Genomic DNA, 23084 nt, shown 5'->3' on the forward strand with positions numbered 1-23084 from the left:
CTCCGACTGCAGGCGAGAAGGCTTAAGAATTCGATAGTCCGCAGGCGGGTTCTGAGTTCATCGTTGCAGATTGGAACCCGACGAAGAAATGGCCCGGACCAGACGGCCGGGCCATTGGGATTCACATCGTCGAGCGGTCCGTCGTCGATACCTCAATCGTCGATGCCGTAGCGATGCAGGTCGTTGCCGCAGGTGTCGAGCCACTTCTTGGCGCGCTCGACCGAGGCGCAGATCCGGCCACACACCTTCCAGAACCGCGGCGAGTGGTTCATCTCGATCAGATGCGCGACCTCGTGCGCGGCGAGATAATCGAGCACGAAGGGCGGCGCCAGGATCAGGCGCCACGAGAACGACAGCGAGCCGGCCGAGGTGCACGAGCCCCAGCGGCTGGACTGGTCGCGGATCGACAGCCGCTTGACCTTGACGCCAAGCTGCTCGGCATAGGCGTCGGCCGCCTTCTGCAGGTCGCGGCGCGCCTCGCGCTTCAGGAAGTCGAGCACGCGGCGTTCAGTGTGCTCGATCCCGCCGGCCACGCACAGGATCTTCTCGCCACTGTCTCGCGTCTCGGTCCACACCGTGCCGCGTTCGCCCGCGCGATGCACGATCTTGTGCGGCACGCCGCGAAGCGGCACCAACGTGCCCGGCAGGAACGGCGCCGCCTTCGGCAGACGTCCTAGACGGGCTGCGATCCAGGCGCCGTGACGCTGCGCGAAGTCTTTCGCCTCGATGATGGTGCCGCGCGGCGGCATCGTGAGGATCGCCTCGCGATCCGACGGATGAATTCTCAGGGTATAACGTCGCGCACGACGGTGACGCCGCAATCTAATCGAGTAGATTTGCGAGCCATGCTTGACGAGAAGACGCGAGGGTTCGGCGGGCCGCCGATAGAGTAGCGCGCGAGTGGCCATTTCTGTCAGTCCGGGGGGTAAGAGCTCGCCCGGATTTTGCCATATCCACCGCCAGGGAAAGCGCTCGGCGCAAAAACAAATCATTTGCCCAACATACAGGGGTTCAGAAGGTTCCGCACCCTAGCAGTTGGGCCTCGCGCGCCCCCGAAAACATGAATTCAGATTCAAAAGCATCGCTCAAGAAGCGACGCCACATTCACTGCTTGAGTCACTCCTGAGTTTCGGTTTCGACCGTCCCTTCAAAGGGTTACCGCGCAGCCGGATTCGGAGGCGCGGTGACCATCGTCTTCGCTCATTCAGCCGCAATGGCGAGCAGCGACTTCGGATCGGCTGCCGACAACATGAAATCGTTGATGCGCGGCACGATCTCCGACTTGAATCGCGAGCCGTTGAACACGCCGTAGTGACCGACACCCGGTTGCACGTAGTGAACCCGGCGGTGATCCGGGATCGACGAGCAGAGTCCGTGCGTCGCCTCGGTCTGACCGAGACCGGAGATATCGTCCTTCTCGCCTTCGACCGTCATCAACGCCACACGCGTAACCTTCGACGGATCGACCAGGGTGCCGCGATGGGTCATCTCGCCCTTCGGCAGCGCGTGCTTGATGAACACCGTCTCCACCGTCTGCAAATAATATTCCGCAGCCAGGTCCATGACGGCGAGATACTCGTCGTAGAAGTCGCGATGCTTGTCGACCTGATCGCCATCGCCCTTCACCAGGTTGGCGAACAGCGCCTTGTGGGCGTCGACATGGCGGTCGAGATTCATGCTGATGAAGCCGTTCAGCTGCAGGAAGCCCGGATAGACGTCGCGCATCACGCCCGGATGCGGGAACGGCACCTTGGTGATGACGTGGTTGCGGAACCAGTCGATGCCGCGCTCCTGGGCGAGATTGTTCACGCCGGTGGGGTTGCGCCTGGTGTCGATGGGGCCGCCCATCAAGGTCATCGAGATCGGCGCAAACGGGTCACGCTCGGCCTCCATGACCGAGACCGCCGCCAGCACCGGCACCGCCGGCTGGCACACCGCCATGACGTGCATGTTGGTGCCGAGAAAGCGCAGCATCTCGATGACATAGTCGATGTAGTCGTCGAGATCGAAGCGGCCTTCGGCCAGCGGGACCATCCGCGCATCGGACCAATCGGTGATGTAGACCTCGTGGGTCGGCAGGAACGCTTCCACCGTGCCGCGCAACAGGGTCGCGTAATGGCCGGACATCGGCGCCACGATCAGCAGCCGGGGCTGCGGCGCGCGCAAGGGGCGGGTCAGCTTGCGGTCGAAATAGAGCAGCCTGCAGAACGGCTTTTCCCAGATCGAGCGGACCTCGACCGGGGTCCGGATGCCGTTGACCTCGGTCTCGTCGAGTCCCCATTCGGGCTTGCCGTAGCGGCGTGTGGTGCGCTCGAACAGTTCGCAGGCCGCCGCGACCGATTTGCCCATCTGGGTGTGGGCCCAGGGATTGAGCGGATTCTGAAACAGGATCTTGGTGGCGTCGGTGACGGCGCGCGCCGGATTGAGCGAGGCATGCGCCATTTCGTACATCCAGTACATCGGCGTCGTCAGGACCGGACTGCCTTCCGACGCCAGGGGCGGTGCACCGCCAAACTCACCTATCGGCATTCTCGTTCAACCTCTCTGCAGCGCAGCATACTGCCGAATGCGTAATTATGCGTCAATGCGGTGGTGTACGAGAAGGTGCCTCAAAGCGACGAAAAAGCCCGGAAATCCACGGGAAAAGCGCAATTATTCCCCTGCCGCCAGCAGCGAGCCGGCGCGGCGTGCGCTGCGCAAGAGAGCAATGAATGCCGCAAACGACGCCAGCAGCAGGGCGGCATTGAGCCCGAGCGCGGTCAGCATCAGGTCGGACCGGAAGACGTGATCCGCCAGCAGCGCGCGCATGCCCTCGAACACGTAGGTCGGCGGCAGGGACCAGGCAACCAGTTGCAGCCAGTGCGGCAGCACCTGAACGGGATAGTACACGCAGGCCAGCGGCATCAGCGCGAACATCAGTGTCCAGACGATGCTTTCGGCGCCGAGCCCGTTGCGCAGCACCAGCCCCGACACGAAGATGCCGACCGCCCAGGAGGTGAAGATCAGGTTGCAGAAGAAGGCGATCAGCGGCAGGCCGATGCTGTAGAAGTTGAAGTCGAAGAACCAGACCGCGATCAGGGTCATCGGAATGATGCCGATGGCCAGCCGGATCAGGCTCATCGTCATCAGCGCCAGCAGGAATTCGATCGGGGTCAGCGGACTCATCATCAGGTTGCCGATGTTGCGCGCCCACATCTCCTCCAGGAAGGAGATCGAGAAGCCGAGCTGTCCGCGGAACAGGATGTCCCACAGGATCACCGCGCCGATCAGGGTGCCGCCGGCGCGGGCGAAGAAGCCGGCATTGGCGGCGATGTAGGTCTGCAGAAACCCCCAGGTGATGATCTGCAAGGTCGGCCAGTACATCAGCTCCAGCAGCCGCGGCCAGGACGACAGCAGTAGATACCAGTAGCGCAGGATCATCGCGCCGATCCGGTGCGGGGCGATGCGGAGCGAAAGATCGTTCATTGCGCCGCCTCCCGGTTGCGGCCGCGGGCGACGTCGAGAAAGACCTCCTCGAGCGTCGAGCGGTTGTAGCGTGCCATGATCTGCGCCGGGCTGTCGTCGTCCTCGATGCGGCCGCGCTTCATGATGATGACGCGGTCGCATAGACGCTCGACCTCGAGCATGTTGTGGGAGGCGAGCAGGATGGTGGCGCCGCGGCGCTGTCGGTATCGCTCAAGATGGCCGCGCACCCAGTCGGCGGTGTCGGGATCGAGCGAGGCCGTCGGCTCATCCAGCAGCAGCAGCTCGGGATCGTTGATCAGCGCCTTCGCCAGCGCCACGCGGGTCTTCTGCCCGGCCGAGAGCTTGCCATTGGCCCGATCGATGAAGTCGCTCAGGTCGAGCTGCGCCGCGAGCTCGGCGATCCGCTCCTTGAGGTGGTCCACTGCATAGAGTCGGCCGAAGATGGTGAGGTTCTGCCGCACCGTGAGCCGCATCGGCATGTCGACATAGGGGCTCTCGAAATTCATCCGCCCCAGCACGGCCGCAGCCTCGTCCGGCATCCTGTGGCCGAGCACGGCGACCTCGCCCGAGGTCGGCTGCACCAGCCCCATGATCATCGCAATCGTCGTGGTCTTGCCGGCACCGTTGCCGCCGAGCAGCCCGGTGATGCTGCCCCGGCGGATCGCAAACGAGACGCCGTCGACAGCGGTCGTCGTCTTGTAGACCTTGGTCAGCCGCGACACGGCAATCGCGGGGGAAACCGAGCTGGAATCGGATGAGAGGGTCGGCACTGCGTCATCTTGCGTCATAGGAGGGGTTCATTGAGGCATTGTGCCGCAAACCGCAACAGGCCACCAACGGCGGGCCAGATTTGTCGCCGTGCTTGCGCGGCATTAGGTTCCCGTCATGACCGACGACGCCCTGATCATCGACACGCCCGACACCGACTATCGCCATCCGCGACAGCGCGTCCGGCTCGACACCATCCTGCGGCTGCGCTGGCTGGCCGCGCTCGGTCAATTGAGCGCGATCTTCATCGTGGTGCAGGGCCTGGAGTTCGACCTGCCAGTGGTGCCCTGTCTCGCGGTGATCAGCATCTCGGCGCTGCTCAATCTCGGCCTGCAGATCGCCTTCAACCCGATGCAGTTGCTGGAGCCGGCCCACGCCGGCGGCCTGCTCGCGCTCAACATCATCGAGCTGACGGTGCTGCTCTATCTCACCGGCGGGCTGGAGAATCCCTTCTCCTACATGTTCCTCGCCCCGGTGCTGATCTCGGCGACCGCCCTCCCCGTCCGCCTGACGATCATGCTCGGCCTGCTCGCCGTCACCTGCGCCACCGCCTTGTTCTTCATGCATCTGCCGCTGCCGTGGGAAGGCGAGGAGCCGCTGATCTTCCCGCCGATCTATCTGTTCGGTGTCTGGCTCTCGATCGCGCTCGCGATCGGGGTCACCAGCCTCTATGCGTTCCAGGTGACCGAGGAGGCGCGCAAGCTGTCGGACGCGTTGGCGGCGACCGAGCTGGTGCTGGCGCGCGAGCAGCACCTCACCCAGCTCGACGGCCTCGCGGCGGCCGCCGCGCACGAGCTGGGCACCCCGCTCGCGACCATCGTGCTGATCTCGCGCGAGTTGGAGCGCGCCCTGCAGGACAACAGCCAGGTCACCTCCGACATCAAGACCCTGCGCGAGCAGGCGCAGCGCTGCCGCGACATTCTCGGCAAGATCACCCAGCTGTCCTCGATCGGGTCGATGTACGACCGGATGAAGCTGTCGACCTTGATCGAGGAGACGGTCGCACCGCATCGCGACTTTGGCGTCGACATCAAGGTGCGCGTCGCGGTCACCGCGGCCAAGGAGCCGGTCGGCTCGCGCAACCCCGCAATCCTCTATGGCGTCGGCAACATCCTGGAGAACGCCGTCGATTTCGCGCGCAACGCCGTCGAGGTGAACGCCTGGTGGAACAACGAGACGGTCGAGATCGTGGTGTCCGACGACGGCCCCGGCTTTGCGCCTGATATCCTGAAGCGGATCGGCGAGCCCTATCTGTCACGCCGGCCCAGCGTCGAGGACGGCCCGGGAGGTAACCAGGGCGGCGGCCTCGGGCTCGGCGTGTTCATCGCCCGCACCCTGCTGGAGCGAACCGGAGCCAAGGTATCGTTCAGCAACCGCACCTTCCCCGACCATGGCGCCGTGGTCCAGATCGTCTGGCCGCGGCGGCGCTTCGAGGCCAGCGAGGACGACAATGGCGAGGCGGAGCCGGAATGAAACCTCCAGGGCAGCCGCCGCTGGCGCGGTCCTGGCATACAGCACACCGGCCCCGCGCGGCGTCACGCCGCAGACTGCGGCAACCCGCGATCTTGGCAGCGGCGACTCGGCAGACCATATGAGGATGGACCAGATCGTCTCGCAACCATCGAGCCTTCTTCTCAAGGATATGACCGTGGGCGCCATCGCCGAACTGACGAACCATCCGGACCGCTCTCTCCTCATCGTGGAGGACGACAAGCCGTTCCTGGAGCGCCTGTCGCGCGCCATGGAGACCCGCGGTTTCACGGTGACCTCCTGCGAAAGCGTCGCCGAAGGTATTTCACAGATCGGCAAGGCGGCGCCGGCCTTCGCCGTGGTCGACCTCCGGCTGGGCGACGGCAACGGCCTCGACGTGGTGTCGGCGCTGAAGCGCAAGCGTCCCGAAGCGCGCGCCATCGTGCTGACCGGCTACGGCAACATCGCCACCGCCGTGACGGCGGTGAAGATGGGCGCCGTCGACTATCTCGCCAAACCGGCCGATGCCGACGACGTCGTTGCAGCGCTGCTGTCGACCACCAGCGAAAAGTCCGAGCTGCCGCAGAATCCGATGTCGGCCGACCGTGTCCGCTGGGAGCACATCCAGCGCATCTATGAGATGTGCAACCGCAACGTCTCGGAAACGGCGCGCCGGCTCAACATGCACCGCCGCACCCTGCAGCGCATCCTCGCCAAGCGCGCGCCGAAATAGGCGGATTTTTTGCTCGCCGCGGGTCAATGCGACTTCACGAACGCCTGCAATGCATGGAAGACGGTGCGCCGCGGGTTGCGGCTGCACCAATTGCGCATCCAGCTGTCGACCTCGGTCAGATCGAGCTTGATCTGCCGGCCCTCATCGCCGCGATCCGCGTTGATGGCGGACACGTAGCCCATCATCCACTGCTGATATTTTGAGATGGCGTTGACGTAGGGGCCGTCGCCACTGGTGATGGCCTTGTAGGTGCCGGGTGGCTGCTCCTCGGCGGCGGCGATGAAGCGCTCGCAGGAATCGGCGCCCACGCCCAGGACGTAGAACGCCATTTCCTCCGCGCGGACTCCGGTCGCGAAGAGCAGTGTCAACGCCAAGACCACCCGTCGCATCTGTCGTCCCTGTCCGCACCCCTGGGCTGGATACCGCTCGAGCCTTAAAAATGTTCCGGCATGTTGCGCCCCATGCGGGGCAATTGTCGGGCAGAGCCGGGGAAATTGCCAGGAGGCCGGGACGAGCGGGTGCTGTCGCGCGCTGGCAATAGTCCTGAATCGGGCGCGGGCGGATTCACCGGTGGTGGATCTGGAAGGCGCCACGATGGCCGGCCCGACGTCAGCTCTCCCCCGTCAGCCGGGAGAAATCGGCCAGGACGGCAGCGATCAGCTCCCGATGCCTGGTATCCTGTTCCGCAAGGCTTGCGGCGTAGATGTTCAGGAGATAGCGCGCCTTCGCGGCGGCTTCCGGCCACGACTCGGCCGCGTTGGCGAGCAGGTGCTGCTCGAGAACGGCCTGCCGCTCGCGCAGCTCCCGCGCATGACTTTCGGCCTCTGCCAACGCGCGACGGAGGTCAACGGCCTTCTGCGCGCTCATCCCGCGGTGCCTGTCGAGATCGAGCGGCTCGTCAGTCATCCGACGCACTCGCGTCGACACGCTGCGCGTCTGCAAGATCGACCGAGCTGATGGACAGCATCTCGACGGCAGCGGCGCGCGAACCGGCGACCGGGACCATCATCATCGTCGCAACCCGGCGGTAGGCAGCAAAGGACAATCCCTCGATCAGTTCCTCGTCCGTGACCACCTCGTAGGTGCCCTCGGGCAAGAGACGCTCGATGCTCCTGATCCGGAACGGATGTTTGAAGGTGACGAATTCGCGCCGCGAGCGGATGCTCATCTGCGCCTACCTTTCGCAACGGCTTCGCTGTCGCTGTCGCGACTTCGAAGTCTTTCGAAGCATGCGCCTTGCGGCCCGCAATAGCCACCGCTTTCTCATCAGCACGACGTGATGAGCGGCCTGGCGTCATCGGACCGTGTCGCTGCGCTTTGGTGCTCGCTATTGCAGGAGCCAGGGTGTATCAATGGCGATCACCGCCATTCCGACGGCATTCACCGGTGACTGAGGGTCACGAGCGCTCCCGCCGCAAACCACGCGAGGGGTAGCCAATGCCGCAGTTTCGACTGAGCGAGTGGATCGTTCCACCCATTATCGTGCCGCTTCTGCTGATCCTTCTCGCGCTCGCAGTTGCCGCACTGCATTCGTAGATCCGACCACCGCGACGCCCGCATCGGCAACCGGTGGACGATGGCCGCCCGGCCGACCAGCAGTGACGCTGCGCACGCAGGATCGACGGGGCGCTCGTTCGATGCGTTGAACCAGCTCCAACCCGAGTCGAGGAGACCGACATGGCCAAAGGTCAGCAAAAAGGCAATCGCGAAGCCAAGAAACCCAAGAAGGAAAAGCCCAAGAGCATTGCCGCAGCGCCGAGCCAGAAGGCCGGAGCGTGGCAGCCGGATTTTTCCAGTGACAAGAAGAAGCGCTAGGGGATTTCCGGTCCTCATCAGTCTGGATAGTCTCCCGCGCGCAATGCGGTGCCGATGCGGCGGACCGTACTCGATAGTCCAAAGGACAGAACATGGCGCGCGAAACGATCTATGTCGTTCAGGCGTTCAGCGCCGGCCGGGGCGGACGCGCGAAAGCCGAGACGCCGATTGCCTGCAAGACGGAAGCAAGCGCGCGCCGGACTGCGGAACGGCTGGTGTCCCGCAAGGCAGGCGTCGTCGCGTTCTCATCCTCGGGCGATCCCGACATGGGCGACTATGACGATGAGCCGACGATCTTCTTCCGCCACGGCGAGTTGCCGTCGGCTTTCGATTGAGATGCGCGCAACCCCTTTGTCGCCGGCGACCATTGCCGAACGACGCCCCTTGGATGACGTCCGCCCTCACCGCGGTGTCCTCCGAACCTGATCGGTCACACACATGATTGAGTTTCCAAATCACAGCCGCTCCTATGACCGCACGCGACGTGCCGTACGGTTCTGGGGCTATGACAGCGCGATGGAAGCGTCGTTCTTCGTCGACGAGGGTGCGTTGAGACGCCTGCAGCCCGACGCCCGCCCCGACGAGTCGGGCTTTCTGACCGCATTCGATTCCAACCGCGAGCGGATCTGCGCCGCCGCCGCCCGGCTCTATGTCCGCGGCAGCCGGGGCTCCTACGATCTCGTCGCCGCCAATTTCTGACGGCGATCGGCCAGGCCGGCGGTGATGCGGATCGGCTCTCAGCGATGCTGATGTCTCTCATCTCGAGACTCGCGACCTGACGGAGCCTCTGTCACCTACCTAGACGGGGAAACCCCGTCCAGTGGAGCGCATTTGAGGATTCTCTAGAGGTCCACGTGGCCCTGCGGGTCGATCAGCCGGTTGATCCGCTGCGCCGCCGCGAGCCCGAAGCGTACCGTCATCAACTTGCGCGTCGGCGCCGGCAATCGGTGCTCAGGCGCCTCGCAGTGCAGGTGGGCGCCATAGGCATCGGCGACGATCAGGCCGGTGTCCTGCGGAAAGATATCGCACGGCAGATCCTGCGTGAAGGCGAAGAACAGCCGGTCGCAATGGGCACGGTAGTCCTCCCATTTGTGATCCGCGCGCAGATCCTCGACCGACGACTTGATCTCGACGATCCAGATCTCGCCGCGCTCGTTCAGCGCCACCAGGTCGGCGCGACGGCCCGACGGCAGCGGCAGCTCGCTGATGGTGGCAAAGCCGAGCGAGCGCAGCAGGCGCGAGGTGCCGCGCGCGATCGCCAGCGCCGTCTCCGACTGGCGGCGGTCGATGGGAACGAGGCTGATCCTGGCGGCGGACGATTCCATTGCCGCAGCATAACCGATTCCAGGCGTCGCCCAAGTCCGCCGATCACCCGGGAACCGGAACCTGACGCCGGCCTTCCGCTTAACAAGCGGCCGCCGGCCGGGCGGCGCAGCGAGGCGCCGTCCATGATCGACGATCTCTGGTACAAGAACGCGGTGTTCTACTGTCTGTCGGTCGGCACCTATATGGACGCCGACGGCGATGGCATCGGCGATTTCAAGGGGCTGACGCGCCGGCTCGACTATCTGCACGGGCTCGGCATCACCGCGATCTGGCTGATGCCGTTCCAGCCCTCGCCGCAGCACGACGACGGCTACGACGTCGCCGACTATTACGGCGTCGACCCGCGCTACGGCACGCTCGGTGATTTCGTCCAGTTCACGCATGGCTGCAAGCAGCGCGGCATCCGGGTGATCATCGACCTCGTCGTCAACCACACCTCCGACCGGCATCCCTGGTTCGTCGACGCCCGCAGCTCGAAGAGCGCCCGCTACCGCGACTGGTATGTCTGGTCGGACAAGAAGCCGGCCAATGCCGACAAGGGGATGGTGTTTCCCGGCGTGCAGAAGTCGACCTGGACCCGCGACAAGGAATCGGGCGCCTGGTACTTCCACCGCTTCTACGACTTCCAGCCCGATCTCAACACCTCCAATCCCGAGGTGCAGGCAGAGATCCTGAAGATCATGGGCTTCTGGATCCAGCTCGGCGTCTCCGGCTTCCGCATGGACGCGGTTCCGTTCGTGATCGCGGCCAAGGGCGCCGATGTCAGGAAGCCGGTCGAGCAGTACGACATGCTCAGGACCTTCCGCGAATTCCTGCAATGGCGCCAGGGCGAAGCGATCATCCTGGCCGAAGCCAACGTGCTGCCGGAAACCGACATGGAGTATTTCGGCGACGACGGCGACCGCATGCACATGATGTTCAACTTCCACGTCAACCAGCATCTGTTCTACGCGCTGGCGGCCTCCGACACGCGGCCGCTGGCCGAGGCGCTTTATCAGACGAAGGCGCGGCCGGCCTCGGCGCAATGGGGCCTGTTCCTGCGCAATCACGACGAGCTCGATCTGGGACGCCTGACCAAGCCGCAGCGCGCGGCGGTGTTCGCGGCGTTCGGCCCGGACAAGAACATGCAGTTGTACGATCGCGGCATTCGGCGGCGGCTGGCGCCGATGCTCGGCGGCGACCGCCGCCGCATCGAGCTCGCCTACAGCCTGATGTTCACCTTGCCCGGCACGCCCGTGATCCGCTATGGCGACGAGCTCGCGATGGGCGACGATCTCAGCCTGGCCGAGCGCAACTGCGCGCGCACCCCGATGCAATGGTCGACCGAGCCGCATGGCGGCTTCACCAAGAGCGACGCGCCGGCGTCTCCGGTGATCGATCACGGCCCCTATGGCTATGATCACATCAACGCCGCCCGGCAGCGGCGTGATCCGAATTCCATGCTGAACTGGACCGAGCGCATCATCCGCATGCGCAAGGAGGTGCCGGAAGTCGGCTGGGGCGATTTCGAGGTGATCGCGACCAGGGATCCGGCCGTGCTGATCATGCGCTACGACTGGCGCAACAACTCGGTGCTGTTCGTGCACAATCTCGACGAGAAGCCGCGGGAGATCAGCTTCGATGCCGGACTGCCGGACGATGGCGGGAAGCTGCTGATCAATCTGCTGTCGGAGGATCACAGCCAGGCCGACGACCGCGGCCGCCACACCCTGGTGCTCGAGCCCTACGGCTACCGCTGGTACCGCGTCGGCGGATTGGACTATCTGCTGCGGCGAAGCGATATCGAGACGAAGAGCCCGGTGAAAAAGCGGCGGAAGACGCGGCGGCGATCGACGACCAACTGATGACGGGCGTCTTCAAGGAGAACGGCTTCAGCCGCTCGGCTGCGCATCTCGTTCGTGAACGAGGCGCTGAATTTCGACCAACGCCTCCAACGCCATTTCGCAGGAGGTGTCGACGAACTTCTCTCCGCGAGCCGTCAAATTGATGAGGTCTCGCATTTCCGCCTGGAACTGATATCTTGCCAGACTTAAACGATTGTGTGCGGCCGATACGACATCGCGGGTCATTGCCGGAGATTGCGCGATCTCGCCGAGCGCCGGTCGATCATAGAGATAGACCGCGGCAAGGTCGAACGTGTCGCGCGCCGTGTAGGTCGATGCACGATAGATCAACTTTTTCGTCGCAATCTCTGCCGGTCGCTCCGCCGGTATAATCCGGCCGCCGAAGCTCAACGGATACGTCGGATGATCCGTAAAGGTGGGCGCATTCAAGAAATCGATCTCACCTACGTCCCGGAGAATCAGCTTCAGATATTTGCCCGGCCATTGCCACGTATCGCAAAGGGCCTTCGTGACAGGATTCATGTTCGGCGCGAGCCGCTTCAGGGCCGTGCTCGAATCCAGAAAGATGTCGACGTCGTAGCTGATGCGATGATCGAAGCTCTGCGCCAGGGCCGTGCCGCCCCCGAACGTCCACGCCCCAGGGCCGCCCTCCAGGCTATCGAGGGACAGCAGCGCCTTCTGCATGAGGTCTTGCCACCTCGAAGGCCGCCATTTCCCTGACCCATCTCTCATTTTCGGACCCCACAACCTGCCAAGTGTCGATCGCCTTCGATAGTTCTTCGAACGTCACAGCCTTGTCGAGGACGAGATGATGGATCACAGAGGCATCAATTTCGTCAAAGAACGCCTGCACGTGGACACGCCATTTCGGCTCCAGTTTCTCGGCCTTGAGGCAGGCCAGCAACGTCGCCTCGCCAATGCGGACCGGCAGCGGCGTATTGATCGTGGTCACGGCCGCGGTGAGACTGTCAGACGTCGTCGGCGGCAGCGTATTCATCAGTTCGAACTCCCGCGAAGTACCGATTTCGGAGACCAGTACACGTCATCTCCTTGAAGGCCGAAGATTCCCCGGCATCTGTCGCGCAATATGGCGCCATTCAGTGGGAACCTCAACAATTCCGAGGACACGGCGGCGCGGAAGACCCGAGCAATACGGCTGAGGGCGTCCAGCGAAGCCCTGCGATCGGGCCTCAACGACATCGATTGCGACGCGCCGCCGCCTCGCCAGGGACGTGGCTACGTCCTCCTGCCGACGACCACGCCCTCATTGCCGCGCAAATCCAGCGTGCCGTCGATGCGTTCGCCGCCGCGGTCGAGCCAGGTCGAGAGCAGGATCTCGCCGGTAAGGCCGCCTGCTTCGATCGCGATGGAAACCGGCTCGCCGCCGAGATTGAGCGCGATGGTCAGCACCTCGCCGTCGTCTTCGCGGCGGTAGAGCAGGAGATCGCCTTGCGCCGCGACCGACCGATAGGACCCGGTGACGAGCACGCGGTGCTGCTTCCGCAGACGAATGAGCGCACGGGTGAGATTGAGGATCGAGCGCCGGTCGGCGGTCAGATTGACGACATTCTCATGCATGTAGTCATCGGCAACCGGCAGCCACGGCGCGGCTTGGCTGAAGCCGGCCTGCGGCAGCGCGCTCCATTGCATCGGGGTGCGGCAGCCGTCGCGGCCGACGCCGATGCCGGGCACGTTCTTCTCGAAGGGATCGCGCACCTGCTCCGGGCTGATGGCGACCTGATGCATCCCGATCTCGTCGCCGTAATACAGCGTCGGCGTGCCGCGCAAGGTCGCCAGCAGCATCGCCGCTACCCGCGCCTGCTCGGGTCCGACACGGCTCGCCACCCGGGGCCGGTCGTGGTTGCCGAGCACCCAGTTGGGCCAGGCGCCCGGTGGCAGCGCGGCTTCGTAGTCGGCGATGATCCTCTCGATCTCGCGGGCATGCCAGGGCGCGGACAGCAGCGCGAAATTGAACGGCAGATGCGCGCCGCCGAGATCCTTGCCGTAATAGGTCATCAGCCGCTCCAGCGGCAGGTAGATCTCGCCGATCAGCACGCGGTCGTCGAATTCGTCGATCACCTGCCGCATCTCGGCGACGACCTCATGCACTTCCGGTTGGTCGGCGGAGTAGCGCGACAGGATCTGCTCATGCGGCGGCCTTCCGCCGTGATATTCGGGATTGGCCGGGTTGTCGCGAAACTCGGCGTCCTTGATGAGGTGCCAGATCACGTCCACGCGAAAGCCGTCGACGCCCTTGCGCAGCCAGAACCGCATGACGTCATAGATCGCCGCCCGCACCTGCGGATTGCGCCAGTTCAGGTCCGGCTGCTGCGCCAGGAAGGCGTGATAGTAGTACTGCCCGGTCTGGGACGCGAACTGCCAGGCGCTGCCGCCGAACTCGGACAGCCAGTTGTTCGGCGGCCCGCCATCGGCGGCCGGATCGCGCCAGATGTACCAGTCGCGGTGCGGGTCGTCGCGCGAGCGGCGCGCCTGCAGGAACCAGGGATGCTGATCGGAGGTGTGGTTCGGCACGAGATCGAGAATGAGCTTGAGGCCGCCGTCATGCGCGGCCTTCACCAGCGCGTCGAAATCCTCCATCGTCCCGAACAGCGGATCGATGCCGGTGTAGTCGGCGATGTCATAGCCGAAATCGGCCATCGGCGAGGTGAAGATCGGCGACAGCCAGATCGCATCGACACCGAGCGTCAAGAGATAGGGCAGGCGATGGATGATGCCGGTGAGGTCGCCGATCCCATCGCCGTCGCTGTCCTGGAACGAGCGCGGATAGATCTGGTAGAAGATCCCCTCGCGCCACCAGGCGCCCTGTTCCGCCATGTCGACCGCTTTCTGCTCGCAACGTGCGGCCCAACGCAGGAACCGGCGGCAGGTTCACAAGCCCCCCTTGGTCGCCCTGGCCGGGACGTCGAGCCGCCGCCCGCAGGGTGTTTTTCACTTGGCGCATTGCGAAAAATCGGCATGCTGGCGCCATGACCGAGCAGAACCAGACCAGGGCGAAGGCCGGCGCGATGATCGTGCCCGTGACGCCGTTCGAGCAGAACTGCACCATCCTGTGGTGCGAGGCGACGAAGAAGGCGATCGTGATCGATCCCGGCGGCGACGTGCCGAACATCCAGGCGGCGATCGCGCAGGCCAATGTCACCGTGGAGAAGATCTGGCTGACGCATGGCCATATCGATCACGTCGGCGGCGCGGCCGATCTGCGCGATCAGCTGAAGGTGCCGATCGAGGGGCCGCATGTCGCCGACAAATTCCTGCTCGACAACGTCGTCGCCAGTGGCGCGCGCTTCGGCATCACGGGCGTGCGCGACGTGACGCCCGACCGCTGGCTCGAGGAAGGCGATACGGTCGAGATCGGCGAGCTCGTCTTCGACATCCTGCACTGCCCCGGCCATTCGCCGGGCAGCGTCGTGTTCTTCAACAAGGAAATGCGCTTCGCCCATGTCGGCGACGTCTTGTTCAACGGCTCGGTCGGCCGCACCGACCTGCCCGGCGGCAGCCACGACACGCTGATCCGCTCGATCAAGGACAAGCTGCTGCCGCTCGGCGACGACGTCGGCTTCATCTGCGGCCATGGCGCCGGATCGAGCTTCGGCCAGGAGCGGATGACGAACCCGTTCCTGACGGGGACCGTCTGACCCGCGCGTCTCTCGCGCGCGAGCCATGAACGGCTACGGCGCGTCTACTTCAGGCCGGCCGCTTGCAGGGCACGGTCGATCACGGCGGCGACGTTGATGGTCCGGCGCCGCGGCTTGGCGGTCGCGCCACTGCCGTTGATCGAAGATTCGCCGGTCGACGACTCCAGCCGTTTCGGCTCTGGGGGCTTGGAGACGGCCACGGGCTTGGACTCCGGCTTCTGGTCCGGCTTGGGCTTCGCCGCTTTCCGCGACTCGGATGCCGGCGCCTCGGGCGCGACCTTGGGCTGCGGGACCGCAGCGGATGCCGGTGCAGAGAGCAACATGCCGGTCGGCGACATTCGGGGCTCGACCACTTTGATCTCGGCTGGCTTGACGTCGACCGGCTCCGCAGCGGGGGATGGGGCGTCCGCCGCGCGTCGCAAGATCTTGGTCAAGGCCGGCACCGCCGAGATCGGCGACACCTGCGGGATCAGCTTCGTGCTCGGCGACGTCGTGGCCGCCTTGAGCGGACGAATCCAATCGGTGACGCCGAAGAATTTCGCGATGTGATAGGACGAGGAAATGCCGGCCTCGAGCAGGAACGGTCCGGCCTTGCCATAGCGCTTGTCGTTGGCCGCGAGCCCGATCGGCGTGCCATGCGCCATGTTGGAAATCGTGAACGATTCCACGACGGTCTCGCCGTCGGCATTCCACCATTGCTCATGCGGATAGCCGTTCACCTCGGCTGCGGCCATTGGCGCCAACGGCAGATGGTGCAGGTCCAGCCACTGCTTGACGATCTCGCCCGCATTGTCGGGATGCACCGTGTAGTCCGCTGTGCCGTGCCACACCGACAGCTTCGGCCACTTGCCGCGGTGGTTCGAGGCACGGCGAACGAGATCGCCGAGCTCGCCGGCGGGGCGCGCCGGCGGCATCCGCATCTGCAGGATCGCGTCGCGCATGCTGCGCGCGGTGCCGAACGGCAGCCCGGCGATGACGGCGCCGGCAGCGAACAATTCGGGATGCGCGGAGAGCAGCGCCATGGTCATCGCGCCGCCCGCCGACAGGCCGGTGACGTAGATGCGCCTGGGATCGATGGCATAGTCCGCCACCATGCGCGCGATCATCTCACGGATCGAGGCGACCTCGCCCTGGTCGCGCGTGATGTCCTCCGACTGAAACCAGTTGAAGCAGCGCTGCGGATTGTTGACCCGCTGCTGCTCCGGCAACAGCAGCGCGAAGCCGAAATGCTTGGCGAGCGTCGACCAGCCGGCGCCGAGATCGTACTCGGCGGCGCCCTGCCCGCAGCCATGCAGCACGACGACCAGCGGCGCCAGCGGCTGACGCTGCGCCGGCACATGGGCGAACATCTTCAGGCGCCCAGGATTGGTGCCGAAATGCTCGATCTCGATCAGTGGAGTCTCCGGGGCGCGACGCGGCTGACGATGAAAATCGGCAAATCCGGTGATGCTGTTCAGCTCGCGCAGCCTTCGCAAGTACTCAACATTTTCAGCGAGGGACAACGGCAAGCTCCTTAGGCATTCACGTATTCACGTCAGCGGGTAGACAATCCACCATCACCCAGATGGTTGCTGCAGCGCAAAAGAAAAAGCCCGCGAGACTGCGGACCTCAGCAATTTGATTGCGAATTTCGTTCTTGCTGCGATCTAAATGCCACGCCGAGGCGGCACTTCACGCAGCAATCACCGAAACGCGAACCGCGGAGCACGTCAATCGCCGCGAACGTGAGAGCGAGGCGCGCCGCAACCAGCAAGACCCGCACCACGCGCTCGACGGCATCATCACATGGCGAATCGCTCCGCGCGAATGAAGTGTGAGCACCGATCGGCGATCAGTAAACAAACAAATGGCAGCCATGCACCGGTCGCCGTGCGCGGCAAGATGATTGCCTCACACCGAGGCGCCAACTAGCCTGATCGGCAAGCAACAACGAATTCCGCTTGGGAGAAAACACACATGGCGCGGCTCAAATTTGGCGCTTTCCTCGCTCCGCATCATCCGATCGGCGAGCATCCGATGCTGCAATTCCGCCGCGACCTCGATCTGGTTTCTCAGCTCGACGAGCTCGGCTATGACGAGTTCTGGTGCGGCGAGCATCATTCCAGCGGCTGGGAAATGATTGCCTCGCCCGAGATGTTTCTCGCCGCAGCCGGCGAGCGCACCAAGCGCATCAGACTCGGCACCGGCGTCATCTCGCTGCCCTATCATCATCCCTACAACGTCGCGCAGCGGATGGTGCAGCTCGATCACATGACCGGCGGCCGCGCCATCTTCGGCTCGGGCCCGGGCGCGCTCGCCTCCGATGCCCACACGCTCGGCATCGATCCGATGACGCAGCGCGACCGTCAGGACGAGGCGATCGCGATCATCCGTCGCCTGTTCAACGGCGAACGCGTCACCGCCAAGAGCGACTGGTTCACGATGAATGACGCAGCGCTGCAGATCCTCCCCTTGCAGGAGGAGATGCCGTTCGTCGTGGCGTCGCAGATCTCGCCGTCCGGCATGACGCTCGCGGGCAAATACGGCATCGGCATCATCTCGCTCGGCTCGATGTCGACGCAGGGCCTGATGGCGCTGCCGCAGCAATGGGAGTTCGCCGAGGATGCTGCGAAGAAGCACGGCACGAGCGTGAGCCGCGCGAACTGGCGCGTGCTGTTGTCCTGGCACATCGCCGAGACGCGCGAGCAGGCGCGCCGCGAGGCCGGCCCTGGGCTGATGCGCTGGCACAACGAGTATACCGTGGGCACCCTGATGCGGCCGGGCCTGAAGCCGTTCTCTTCGCCCGATGAAGCCGTCGACAAGACCGCCTTCGTCGACGGCGCGGCGTCGACGATCGGCACGCCCGACGACCTCGTCAAGACGATCAAGAACCTGATGCAGGTGTCCGGCGGTGTCGGCGCCATCATCGGCTTCGTGCACGACTGGGCCAATCCGGAGAACACGCGCCGCAGCTGGGACATGGTCGCGCGCTACGTCGTGCCGGAGATCAACGGCTACATCGACGGGCTGCGCCGCTCGCAGAAATTCGTCATCGAGAACCGCGCCATCTTCGAGCGCGCCGGCCAGGCCGTGATGGCCAAGATCATGGACAACGACAAGGCCGCCGCGGCGCTGTCGCAGACGGGACCCGGCCGCGTCGCGATTCCCGCGGTGAATGCGCCGGACCTGCAGCAGGCCGCGGCGAAGCAGCGAGGGTGAATCAACGACGGTGCGTAGGGCGGATTAGCGCAGCGTAATCCGCCGACCCTCACGAGAGACTTCATCAGGTCGTCGTCGGTATCACGATCGAGCATGGTATATGCCAAGTGGGCAGGTCGCTACGCCGTACCCTGACGGCGGATTACGCTGCGCTAATCCGCCCTACCCATGGCCCTCACCTCACCGCCGCGACCAGCCTCTCGCAGTCGGCGATGGTCGCGATCTGCTTCAGTGTCTCGCGGAGCGCCGGCAGGTCGACGGGCTTCTGGAATTGCGGATAGACGACGAGCCCGAGCACGGTCGCGAGCCGGACGTGCTCCTCGCGCGTGGCGTCCTCGGCGCCGCTGATGAAGATCACCGGCGTGCGCGATTTCAGCTCGTTGAGCAGCAGCAGGATATCGGCGCCGCAGCGATCGCCGAGCGACAGATCCAGGGTGATGCAGTCGAAGGTCCGCTGGCGCAGCACCTCCGCCGCAGCCCCGACCGAGGTCACGCAGGTCGCCTCGTAGCCGCACTGCGCGGCGATCTTGCGCAGGATCGACAGATGCACCTCGGCATCCTCGATCACCAGCAACTGATTGCTCATGCCCTTGCCCTCGTTGTCTGCTGACCAGACGTCAGGTCTGGCCGTTGCTAGATGAGGCCGATGGCCGGGTGGTAAACATTTGGCTCCGTGGATTTACGGGTCAAGAGCACGCGGGGGCCGACCTCGGGCGGGGTGGACCGTCCAACGTCGCTTCGGCCAAGTCGACGTATCTCACCAGCAACACCGCGAACTTTTTGGCTCAGCCGATCGCGATGCAATTGCCGCGTTCGATGCAACCGGCGATGGTGCCGCAACCATGTCGAATCGACGTCGCGCGCTAGGGCAAAGCATGACGAGATCTGGAGTAGCGGCGATTGCGTTCGCGTTCGCGAGCATCGCGCTGGCGGGAGCAGCGAAGGCGGCCGACCTGCCGGTGAAGGCACCGCCGGTCGTCGCCGCGCCGTCGTGGACCGGCGTCTATGCCGGCGTGTCGGTCGGTGCCCGCTGGGCGGACAATGATTGGCGGACCAGCGACATCTCCCCGAACTTCGGTGCCGGCGTGTTCGTGCCGACGGCAGGCACCGGCGGGGCGATGGACAGTGTGGCGGCCAGGATCGGCGGCTATCTCGGCGTGAACTGGCAGTTCGCTCCGTCATGGGTGGCTGGCGTCGAGGGCGACTTTGGCTGGGCCGACAACACCAAGCGGGCGAGTGCGCTGCCGGGCACGGCCGGGCTGTTCTTCGGCACGCCGCTGGTCGGCCTGCCGTCCGGCTCGGTGAAGGAAACCTGGGACGGCAGCGTGCGCGCCCGTCTGGGTTATCTGGTCGCGCCCTCTACGCTGGTCTATGGCAGCGGCGGCGTGGCGTGGCAGCGCCTCGAGCTGAACGCCAGTTGCACCATCGTTCCCGGCAACCCGTTCTGCTTCGGCAGTCCGCACGATGAGACCTACGCCTCGACCCGGGTCGGATGGACCGTCGGCGGCGGCATCGAGCACATGATCGGCGGCCGCTGGCTGGTGCGGGCCGACTACCGCTACGCCGATTTCGGCACCTGGACTCAGCCCTTCTTCGTCGCCGGCGGCGTCGGGGTCGGGTTCGACGACCGCTTCACCGCGCACGTGACGACGCGAACTCATACGGCGACGATCGGCCTCGCCTACAAGTTCTGAGGCGCGGCTGGTCCTGACGCGCACTGTCATGCGCTCGCCGATGAGCGTGAGCACCGTCAAACCATAGGGCCGGCGAGGCTTGGCTCCAAACTGCCCGGGCGCTACTTTGAGCGGCATGCCTGCTGCCAAACCTCAATGCTTTCCACGGCCGCCCGCCCCCGTGTCTGCTGATGAAATCATTTTCATCAAGGACACGATCAAGCGATTCTATGGCGACGACGCGATCGTGCGCAACTTCGGCCCAGACCCGGCTCGCCTACAGCTGCACGTCGAAACCAGCCGCGACATTGGAGCGGCGAGATATGACTGCCTCGGCGTCTTGATGACCCGAATCGACCGCGATCAGATCGCCCTTGAGGTGACGCGGCGGGGCACACGGATATATGGCCACGCGAAACTCGCCTACCGTCATGGCGTCGCACTTTGAAAATAGCCGCCTTGGGACGAACGGACGCGTGCGCGACGCGGCTACGCGCGCAGCCGAGAACGCATCGGCGATCGGGCGTCACGAGGATTTTCTTAACCCCGGCCTGCCATGTTCGCCGCCAATCGCGCACGGTCTGCGGGGGACCGCTCGCGCGTAGGATGCGCCAGGCAGCCCGCCGTCTCGACCCGGCAGGTTTTTCCGCGAGAAAGGTCGCAAATGTCGCTCTCCTCAGCCAAGAACTACGCGCTGCGCGCCGAACGTTCGCAGGACCCCAAGGAGGCCGCCGACCTCCTGGCGAAGGCGATCCTGGAGCTGGCGGCCTCGATCGAGGCAACCGACGCCAAGGTGAAGAAGATCAACAAATCGGGCGGCTGATGGACTTGGCTCCAGGTCGGAACGCGTGGCGGCTTCTGCCTGCGGCGAGGCTTGCCCGCCTCGAAAGATGATCCGCTGACCCTGCGCGGATTGACCGCCGAAATCGCGGCATCACCGGCGAGCGACAGCAGGACGTATTGGCGACCGTCGGGGCCGACGGGCAAATCGCTTCCAGCAAAGCGCCTTTGAGAAGGCGAAACCGCACCGCGCCGGCCTGTCGATCACAGGCTCATCACCATGAAGCGGTGCGCGCCGAAAAACTCATTTCACGAAACACCTCAATCACATCATCCCTGTCCAGTCCTGCGCGCAAAAATATTCTGCTTTCGTTTTTCCGAATCAAGCATACCTTAACGCAGTCCCGTCTCGATTAAGAGGGGCGCTTCGCGGGTCGTCACGAACGTTGAGGCGGGATGCGGTGGGCGTGTCGATGTCGCAGCGTGGTTATCCCGCGCGGACGAACGGCGGCGATGCGCACGGTCAAGTCGCGTGGTCCTGGCACCCCGATGCTGGTGTTACGCTTGCAGCGGCGCTCACGCGTCGCGCAGGCAACGGTGGCCAAAAAGCCCGGCGCACCGGGGAGAACGCGAAGCAGCCGTGAAAACCATCGCGCGGGGAATGCCGGGATGCCTCGGCTGAACCTGTGGTACCTGCCGCCTGCATTTTTTTCTGCAGGCGGGCCATGGGTGCGGCCAGCGCCCGGCATTCCCCGTGCCCTCTGCTTGGGGGGCAGCAAGTCCAGCAGGACTCGGACGCATGAAGCGCGTCGCGAGATCGCCAACGCGTGCGATGCAGCACAACTACACCGAGACGAAATAACGCAGCGTATTGCATGATGGCTGCAACCGCCCTTCAATGATGTGCCGGCGCGTCGCCGCGCCCCGCCGCCTCGAAAACGGAGCCTCCTTGATGTCGATGCAAAGTGTGGCCACGCCATCGTTCCGCCTGACCTCGCCGCGGCGCAACTCACTGACCCATATCCCCGGCGACGAAGGCTGGCCGATCATCGGCAAGACGTTCGAGACCCTCGCCGACCCCAAGGGTCACGTCGAGCGCAACGCCAGGAAGTATGGCCCCGTCTACCGCACCCACATGTTCGGCGAGGTCAACGTCGTGCTGCTCGGCCCCGAGGCCAACGAGCTGGTGCTGTTCGACCAGGCCAAGCTGTTCTCGTCCGCGCATGGCTGGGGCCACATCCTCAACCTGCTGTTTCCGCGCGGCCTGATGCTGCTGGACTTCGACGAGCATCGCATGCACCGCAAGGCGCTGTCCGTCGCCTTCAAGGCCGGGCCGATGAAGTCCTATCTCGCCGGCCTCGACCGCGGCATCGCCGCGCGCATCGCGCAGTGGAAGGCAAATCCGGGCGAGATGCTGTTCTATCCGGCGATCAAGCAGCTCACGCTCGACCTCGCCGCGACGTCCTTCCTCGGCACCGAGATCGGGCCGGAGGTCGACGCCATCAACCGCGCCTTCGTCGACATGGTCGCGGCCTCGGTGGCGCCGATCCGCAGGCCGCTGCCAGGCACGCAGATGGCGCGCGGGGTCAAGGGCCGGCAGCGCATCGTCGCCTATTTCTCCGAGCAGATCCCGTTGCGACGTGCGAAAGGCGATGGCGACGATCTGTTCTCGCATCTGTGCCGCGCCACCGATGACCACGGCGCGTTGCTGTCGACGCAGGACATCGTCGACCACATGAGCTTCCTGATGATGGCGGCGCACGACACGCTGACCTCGTCGCTGACCTCCTTCGTCGCCCAGCTCGCCGCGCATCCACAGTGGCAGCAGAAGCTGCGCGACGAGGTGACGAGCCTCGGCCTCGCCAAGGACGAACCGATGACCTCGGAGCATCTGGAGAAGATGAAGCTGACCGAGATGGCGTTCCAGGAGACCCTGCGGCTGATGCCGCCGGTGCCGTCGCTGCCGCGCCGTCCGATCCGGGATTTCACCTTCAAGGGCTACGCGATTCCCGCCGGCACCGGCGTCGGCATCAACCCGATGTACACCCATCACATGCCGGAGATCTGGCCGGAGCCGGAGCGGTTCGACCCGATGCGCTTCACCGACGAGGCCCAGCGCGGCCGCCACCGCTTCGCCTGGGTGCCGTTCGGCGGCGGCGCGCACATGTGCCTCGGCCTGCACTTCGCCTACATGCAGGTGAAGTGCTTCGCGCGGCACTTCCTCGCCAACCTCGAGGTCTCCTTCGCCCCCGGCTATCAGCCGAACTGGCAGGTCTGGCCGATCCCGAAACCGCGCGACGGGCTGAAGGTGATGCTGAAGGCGGTGTGACCCGCGCGCATTGATGCAGCGAGGGCG

At 64.9% G+C, this 23084-nt stretch carries 25 protein-coding genes; 12 read left to right on the forward strand and 13 right to left on the reverse strand.

Going from position 1 to position 23084, the window contains the following annotated elements; genetic code table 11:
- Window positions 1–152 precede the first annotated feature (152 nt).
- The 4 genes from ACQR1E_RS06790 to ACQR1E_RS06805 form a co-directional block, all read right to left on the reverse strand.
- The gene (locus tag ACQR1E_RS06790; protein ID WP_315715142.1) at window positions 153–992 is read right to left on the reverse strand and encodes a M48 family metallopeptidase; all 840 of its coding nucleotides are present in this window, start codon (window positions 990–992) and stop codon (window positions 153–155) included.
- Between the two features lie 208 nt (window positions 993–1200).
- Window positions 1201–2529 carry a polyhydroxyalkanoate depolymerase gene (locus ACQR1E_RS06795; protein WP_315715141.1) on the reverse strand — a complete coding sequence of 443 codons (1329 nt, stop codon included), beginning with the start codon at window positions 2527–2529 and terminating at the stop codon, window positions 1201–1203.
- A 123-nt stretch (window positions 2530–2652) separates the two neighbouring features.
- Window positions 2653–3465, reverse strand: coding sequence for an ABC transporter permease (locus ACQR1E_RS06800; RefSeq protein WP_315715140.1), 813 nt, complete (start codon window positions 3463–3465; stop codon window positions 2653–2655).
- Window positions 3462–4253, reverse strand: coding sequence for an ABC transporter ATP-binding protein (locus ACQR1E_RS06805; protein WP_315715139.1), 792 nt, complete (start codon window positions 4251–4253; stop codon window positions 3462–3464). Before ACQR1E_RS06805 ends, ACQR1E_RS06800 begins: the two co-directional genes overlap by 4 nt.
- Before the next feature lie 97 nt (window positions 4254–4350).
- Between ACQR1E_RS06805 and ACQR1E_RS06810 the strand changes: the two genes are divergently transcribed.
- On the forward strand, window positions 4351–5706 hold the full coding sequence (locus ACQR1E_RS06810) for an ActS/PrrB/RegB family redox-sensitive histidine kinase (RefSeq protein WP_434896842.1): 1356 nt from the start codon (window positions 4351–4353) through the stop codon (window positions 5704–5706).
- Window positions 5707–5881: 175 nt separating this feature from the next.
- Entirely contained in the window at window positions 5882–6436 is a 555-nt protein-coding gene (locus ACQR1E_RS06815) for an ActR/PrrA/RegA family redox response regulator transcription factor (RefSeq protein WP_315715137.1), read from the forward strand.
- 23 nt (window positions 6437–6459) lie between these two features.
- On the opposite strand, the gene ACQR1E_RS06820 is transcribed toward ACQR1E_RS06815, so the two are convergent.
- The 3 genes from ACQR1E_RS06820 to ACQR1E_RS06830 all read right to left on the reverse strand — a co-directional run bounded on the left by ACQR1E_RS06820 (window position 6460) and on the right by ACQR1E_RS06830 (window position 7604).
- A complete protein-coding gene (locus tag ACQR1E_RS06820) occupies window positions 6460–6825 on the reverse strand; it encodes a hypothetical protein (protein ID WP_315715136.1) in 366 nt (121 codons plus the stop codon).
- A gap of 220 nt (window positions 6826–7045) precedes the next feature.
- On the reverse strand, window positions 7046–7342 hold the full coding sequence (locus ACQR1E_RS06825) for a hypothetical protein (RefSeq protein ID WP_315751896.1): 297 nt from the start codon (window positions 7340–7342) through the stop codon (window positions 7046–7048).
- Window positions 7335–7604, reverse strand: a complete 270-nt coding sequence (locus ACQR1E_RS06830) for a hypothetical protein (RefSeq protein ID WP_434896843.1) — start codon at window positions 7602–7604, stop codon at window positions 7335–7337. Before ACQR1E_RS06830 ends, ACQR1E_RS06825 begins: the two co-directional genes overlap by 8 nt.
- Window positions 7605–8113: 509 nt before the next feature.
- On the opposite strand from ACQR1E_RS06830, the gene ACQR1E_RS06835 reads away from it, so the two are divergent.
- From ACQR1E_RS06835 to ACQR1E_RS06845, 3 genes are all read left to right on the forward strand, one after another.
- Window positions 8114–8251 (forward strand): hypothetical protein, encoded by a 138-nt coding sequence (locus ACQR1E_RS06835; RefSeq protein ID WP_172115158.1) that lies wholly within the window; start codon window positions 8114–8116, stop codon window positions 8249–8251.
- A 92-nt stretch (window positions 8252–8343) separates the two neighbouring features.
- Window positions 8344–8586 carry a hypothetical protein gene (locus ACQR1E_RS06840; RefSeq protein ID WP_434896844.1) on the forward strand — a complete coding sequence of 81 codons (243 nt, stop codon included), beginning with the start codon at window positions 8344–8346 and terminating at the stop codon, window positions 8584–8586.
- A gap of 103 nt (window positions 8587–8689) precedes the next feature.
- Window positions 8690–8950: a DUF1488 domain-containing protein gene (locus ACQR1E_RS06845; protein ID WP_315715133.1), complete on the forward strand. Its 261-nt coding sequence runs from the start codon at window positions 8690–8692 to the stop codon at window positions 8948–8950.
- A gap of 143 nt (window positions 8951–9093) precedes the next feature.
- Here the strand turns inward: ACQR1E_RS06845 and ACQR1E_RS06850 are convergent, their stop codons facing one another.
- On the reverse strand, window positions 9094–9576 hold the full coding sequence (locus tag ACQR1E_RS06850; protein ID WP_316200483.1) for an MmcB family DNA repair protein: 483 nt from the start codon (window positions 9574–9576) through the stop codon (window positions 9094–9096).
- Between the two features lie 123 nt (window positions 9577–9699).
- Here ACQR1E_RS06850 and ACQR1E_RS06855 point away from each other — a divergent pair, with 123 nt between their 5' ends.
- A complete protein-coding gene (locus ACQR1E_RS06855) occupies window positions 9700–11421 on the forward strand; it encodes an alpha-amylase family protein (RefSeq protein WP_434842550.1) in 1722 nt (573 codons plus the stop codon).
- A gap of 27 nt (window positions 11422–11448) precedes the next feature.
- Here the strand turns inward: ACQR1E_RS06855 and ACQR1E_RS06860 are convergent, their stop codons facing one another.
- The 3 genes from ACQR1E_RS06860 to ACQR1E_RS06870 all read right to left on the reverse strand — a co-directional run bounded on the left by ACQR1E_RS06860 (window position 11449) and on the right by ACQR1E_RS06870 (window position 14256).
- Complete coding sequence (locus tag ACQR1E_RS06860) at window positions 11449–12105, reverse strand: nucleotidyl transferase AbiEii/AbiGii toxin family protein (RefSeq protein ID WP_315715130.1); 657 nt, start codon at window positions 12103–12105, stop codon at window positions 11449–11451.
- Window positions 12077–12418 (reverse strand): hypothetical protein, encoded by a 342-nt coding sequence (locus tag ACQR1E_RS06865; protein WP_315715129.1) that lies wholly within the window; start codon window positions 12416–12418, stop codon window positions 12077–12079. Before ACQR1E_RS06865 ends, ACQR1E_RS06860 begins: the two co-directional genes overlap by 29 nt.
- 239 nt (window positions 12419–12657) lie before the next feature.
- Window positions 12658–14256 (reverse strand): alpha-amylase family glycosyl hydrolase, encoded by a 1599-nt coding sequence (locus ACQR1E_RS06870; protein ID WP_434896845.1) that lies wholly within the window; start codon window positions 14254–14256, stop codon window positions 12658–12660.
- Between the two features lie 152 nt (window positions 14257–14408).
- On the opposite strand from ACQR1E_RS06870, the gene ACQR1E_RS06875 reads away from it, so the two are divergent.
- Window positions 14409–15077 carry an MBL fold metallo-hydrolase gene (locus tag ACQR1E_RS06875; protein WP_315751891.1) on the forward strand — a complete coding sequence of 223 codons (669 nt, stop codon included), beginning with the start codon at window positions 14409–14411 and terminating at the stop codon, window positions 15075–15077.
- A gap of 44 nt (window positions 15078–15121) precedes the next feature.
- Here ACQR1E_RS06875 and ACQR1E_RS06880 read toward each other — a convergent pair whose 3' ends face one another.
- Complete coding sequence (locus ACQR1E_RS06880) at window positions 15122–16579, reverse strand: extracellular catalytic domain type 1 short-chain-length polyhydroxyalkanoate depolymerase (RefSeq protein WP_315751890.1); 1458 nt, start codon at window positions 16577–16579, stop codon at window positions 15122–15124.
- Between the two features lie 454 nt (window positions 16580–17033).
- Here ACQR1E_RS06880 and ACQR1E_RS06885 point away from each other — a divergent pair, with 454 nt between their 5' ends.
- On the forward strand, window positions 17034–18275 hold the full coding sequence (locus ACQR1E_RS06885) for an LLM class flavin-dependent oxidoreductase (RefSeq protein WP_316166297.1): 1242 nt from the start codon (window positions 17034–17036) through the stop codon (window positions 18273–18275).
- Window positions 18276–18450: 175 nt separating this feature from the next.
- On the opposite strand, the gene ACQR1E_RS06890 is transcribed toward ACQR1E_RS06885, so the two are convergent.
- Window positions 18451–18861 (reverse strand): response regulator, encoded by a 411-nt coding sequence (locus tag ACQR1E_RS06890; RefSeq protein WP_315825568.1) that lies wholly within the window; start codon window positions 18859–18861, stop codon window positions 18451–18453.
- Between the two features lie 289 nt (window positions 18862–19150).
- Here ACQR1E_RS06890 and ACQR1E_RS06895 point away from each other — a divergent pair, with 289 nt between their 5' ends.
- The 4 genes from ACQR1E_RS06895 to ACQR1E_RS06910 all read left to right on the forward strand — a co-directional run bounded on the left by ACQR1E_RS06895 (window position 19151) and on the right by ACQR1E_RS06910 (window position 23057).
- The gene (locus ACQR1E_RS06895; protein WP_316166298.1) at window positions 19151–19969 is read left to right on the forward strand and encodes an outer membrane protein; all 819 of its coding nucleotides are present in this window, start codon (window positions 19151–19153) and stop codon (window positions 19967–19969) included.
- 115 nt (window positions 19970–20084) lie between these two features.
- Window positions 20085–20396: a hypothetical protein gene (locus tag ACQR1E_RS06900; protein ID WP_315715122.1), complete on the forward strand. Its 312-nt coding sequence runs from the start codon at window positions 20085–20087 to the stop codon at window positions 20394–20396.
- A 216-nt stretch (window positions 20397–20612) separates the two neighbouring features.
- Window positions 20613–20771 (forward strand): hypothetical protein, encoded by a 159-nt coding sequence (locus tag ACQR1E_RS06905; protein WP_213737209.1) that lies wholly within the window; start codon window positions 20613–20615, stop codon window positions 20769–20771.
- 909 nt (window positions 20772–21680) lie between these two features.
- Window positions 21681–23057 carry a cytochrome P450 gene (locus ACQR1E_RS06910; protein ID WP_316166299.1) on the forward strand — a complete coding sequence of 459 codons (1377 nt, stop codon included), beginning with the start codon at window positions 21681–21683 and terminating at the stop codon, window positions 23055–23057.
- Window positions 23058–23084 lie beyond the last annotated feature (27 nt).

This window comes from Bradyrhizobium sp. HKCCYLRH1030 (assembly GCF_051168395.1).
In the GTDB taxonomy this organism is placed as follows: Bacteria; Pseudomonadota; Alphaproteobacteria; order Rhizobiales; family Xanthobacteraceae; genus Bradyrhizobium.

Bases quoted from the DNA above. Each gene is read 5' to 3' on its own strand.
- ACQR1E_RS06790 (WP_315715142.1), bottom strand. From the start codon at position 992: ATGATTTGTTTTTGCGCCGAGCGCTTTCCCTGGCGGTGGATATGGCAA.
- ACQR1E_RS06795 (WP_315715141.1), bottom strand. From the start codon at position 2,529: ATGCCGATAGGTGAGTTTGGCGGTGCACCGCCCCTGGCGTCGGAAGGC.
- ACQR1E_RS06800 (WP_315715140.1), bottom strand. From the start codon at position 3,465: ATGAACGATCTTTCGCTCCGCATCGCCCCGCACCGGATCGGCGCGATG.
- ACQR1E_RS06805 (WP_315715139.1), bottom strand. From the start codon at position 4,253: ATGACGCAAGATGACGCAGTGCCGACCCTCTCATCCGATTCCAGCTCG.
- ACQR1E_RS06810 (WP_434896842.1), top strand. From the start codon at position 4,351: ATGACCGACGACGCCCTGATCATCGACACGCCCGACACCGACTATCGC.
- ACQR1E_RS06820 (WP_315715136.1), bottom strand. From the start codon at position 6,825: ATGCGACGGGTGGTCTTGGCGTTGACACTGCTCTTCGCGACCGGAGTC.
- ACQR1E_RS06825 (WP_315751896.1), bottom strand. From the start codon at position 7,342: ATGACTGACGAGCCGCTCGATCTCGACAGGCACCGCGGGATGAGCGCG.
- ACQR1E_RS06830 (WP_434896843.1), bottom strand. From the start codon at position 7,604: ATGAGCATCCGCTCGCGGCGCGAATTCGTCACCTTCAAACATCCGTTC.
- ACQR1E_RS06835 (WP_172115158.1), top strand. From the start codon at position 8,114: ATGGCCAAAGGTCAGCAAAAAGGCAATCGCGAAGCCAAGAAACCCAAG.
- ACQR1E_RS06840 (WP_434896844.1), top strand. From the start codon at position 8,344: ATGGCGCGCGAAACGATCTATGTCGTTCAGGCGTTCAGCGCCGGCCGG.
- ACQR1E_RS06845 (WP_315715133.1), top strand. From the start codon at position 8,690: ATGATTGAGTTTCCAAATCACAGCCGCTCCTATGACCGCACGCGACGT.
- ACQR1E_RS06850 (WP_316200483.1), bottom strand. From the start codon at position 9,576: ATGGAATCGTCCGCCGCCAGGATCAGCCTCGTTCCCATCGACCGCCGC.
- ACQR1E_RS06855 (WP_434842550.1), top strand. From the start codon at position 9,700: ATGATCGACGATCTCTGGTACAAGAACGCGGTGTTCTACTGTCTGTCG.
- ACQR1E_RS06860 (WP_315715130.1), bottom strand. From the start codon at position 12,105: ATGCAGAAGGCGCTGCTGTCCCTCGATAGCCTGGAGGGCGGCCCTGGG.
- ACQR1E_RS06865 (WP_315715129.1), bottom strand. From the start codon at position 12,418: ATGAATACGCTGCCGCCGACGACGTCTGACAGTCTCACCGCGGCCGTG.
- ACQR1E_RS06870 (WP_434896845.1), bottom strand. From the start codon at position 14,256: ATGGCGGAACAGGGCGCCTGGTGGCGCGAGGGGATCTTCTACCAGATC.
- ACQR1E_RS06875 (WP_315751891.1), top strand. From the start codon at position 14,409: ATGACCGAGCAGAACCAGACCAGGGCGAAGGCCGGCGCGATGATCGTG.
- ACQR1E_RS06885 (WP_316166297.1), top strand. From the start codon at position 17,034: ATGGCGCGGCTCAAATTTGGCGCTTTCCTCGCTCCGCATCATCCGATC.
- ACQR1E_RS06890 (WP_315825568.1), bottom strand. From the start codon at position 18,861: ATGAGCAATCAGTTGCTGGTGATCGAGGATGCCGAGGTGCATCTGTCG.
- ACQR1E_RS06895 (WP_316166298.1), top strand. From the start codon at position 19,151: ATGACGAGATCTGGAGTAGCGGCGATTGCGTTCGCGTTCGCGAGCATC.
- ACQR1E_RS06900 (WP_315715122.1), top strand. From the start codon at position 20,085: ATGCCTGCTGCCAAACCTCAATGCTTTCCACGGCCGCCCGCCCCCGTG.
- ACQR1E_RS06905 (WP_213737209.1), top strand. From the start codon at position 20,613: ATGTCGCTCTCCTCAGCCAAGAACTACGCGCTGCGCGCCGAACGTTCG.
- ACQR1E_RS06910 (WP_316166299.1), top strand. From the start codon at position 21,681: ATGTCGATGCAAAGTGTGGCCACGCCATCGTTCCGCCTGACCTCGCCG.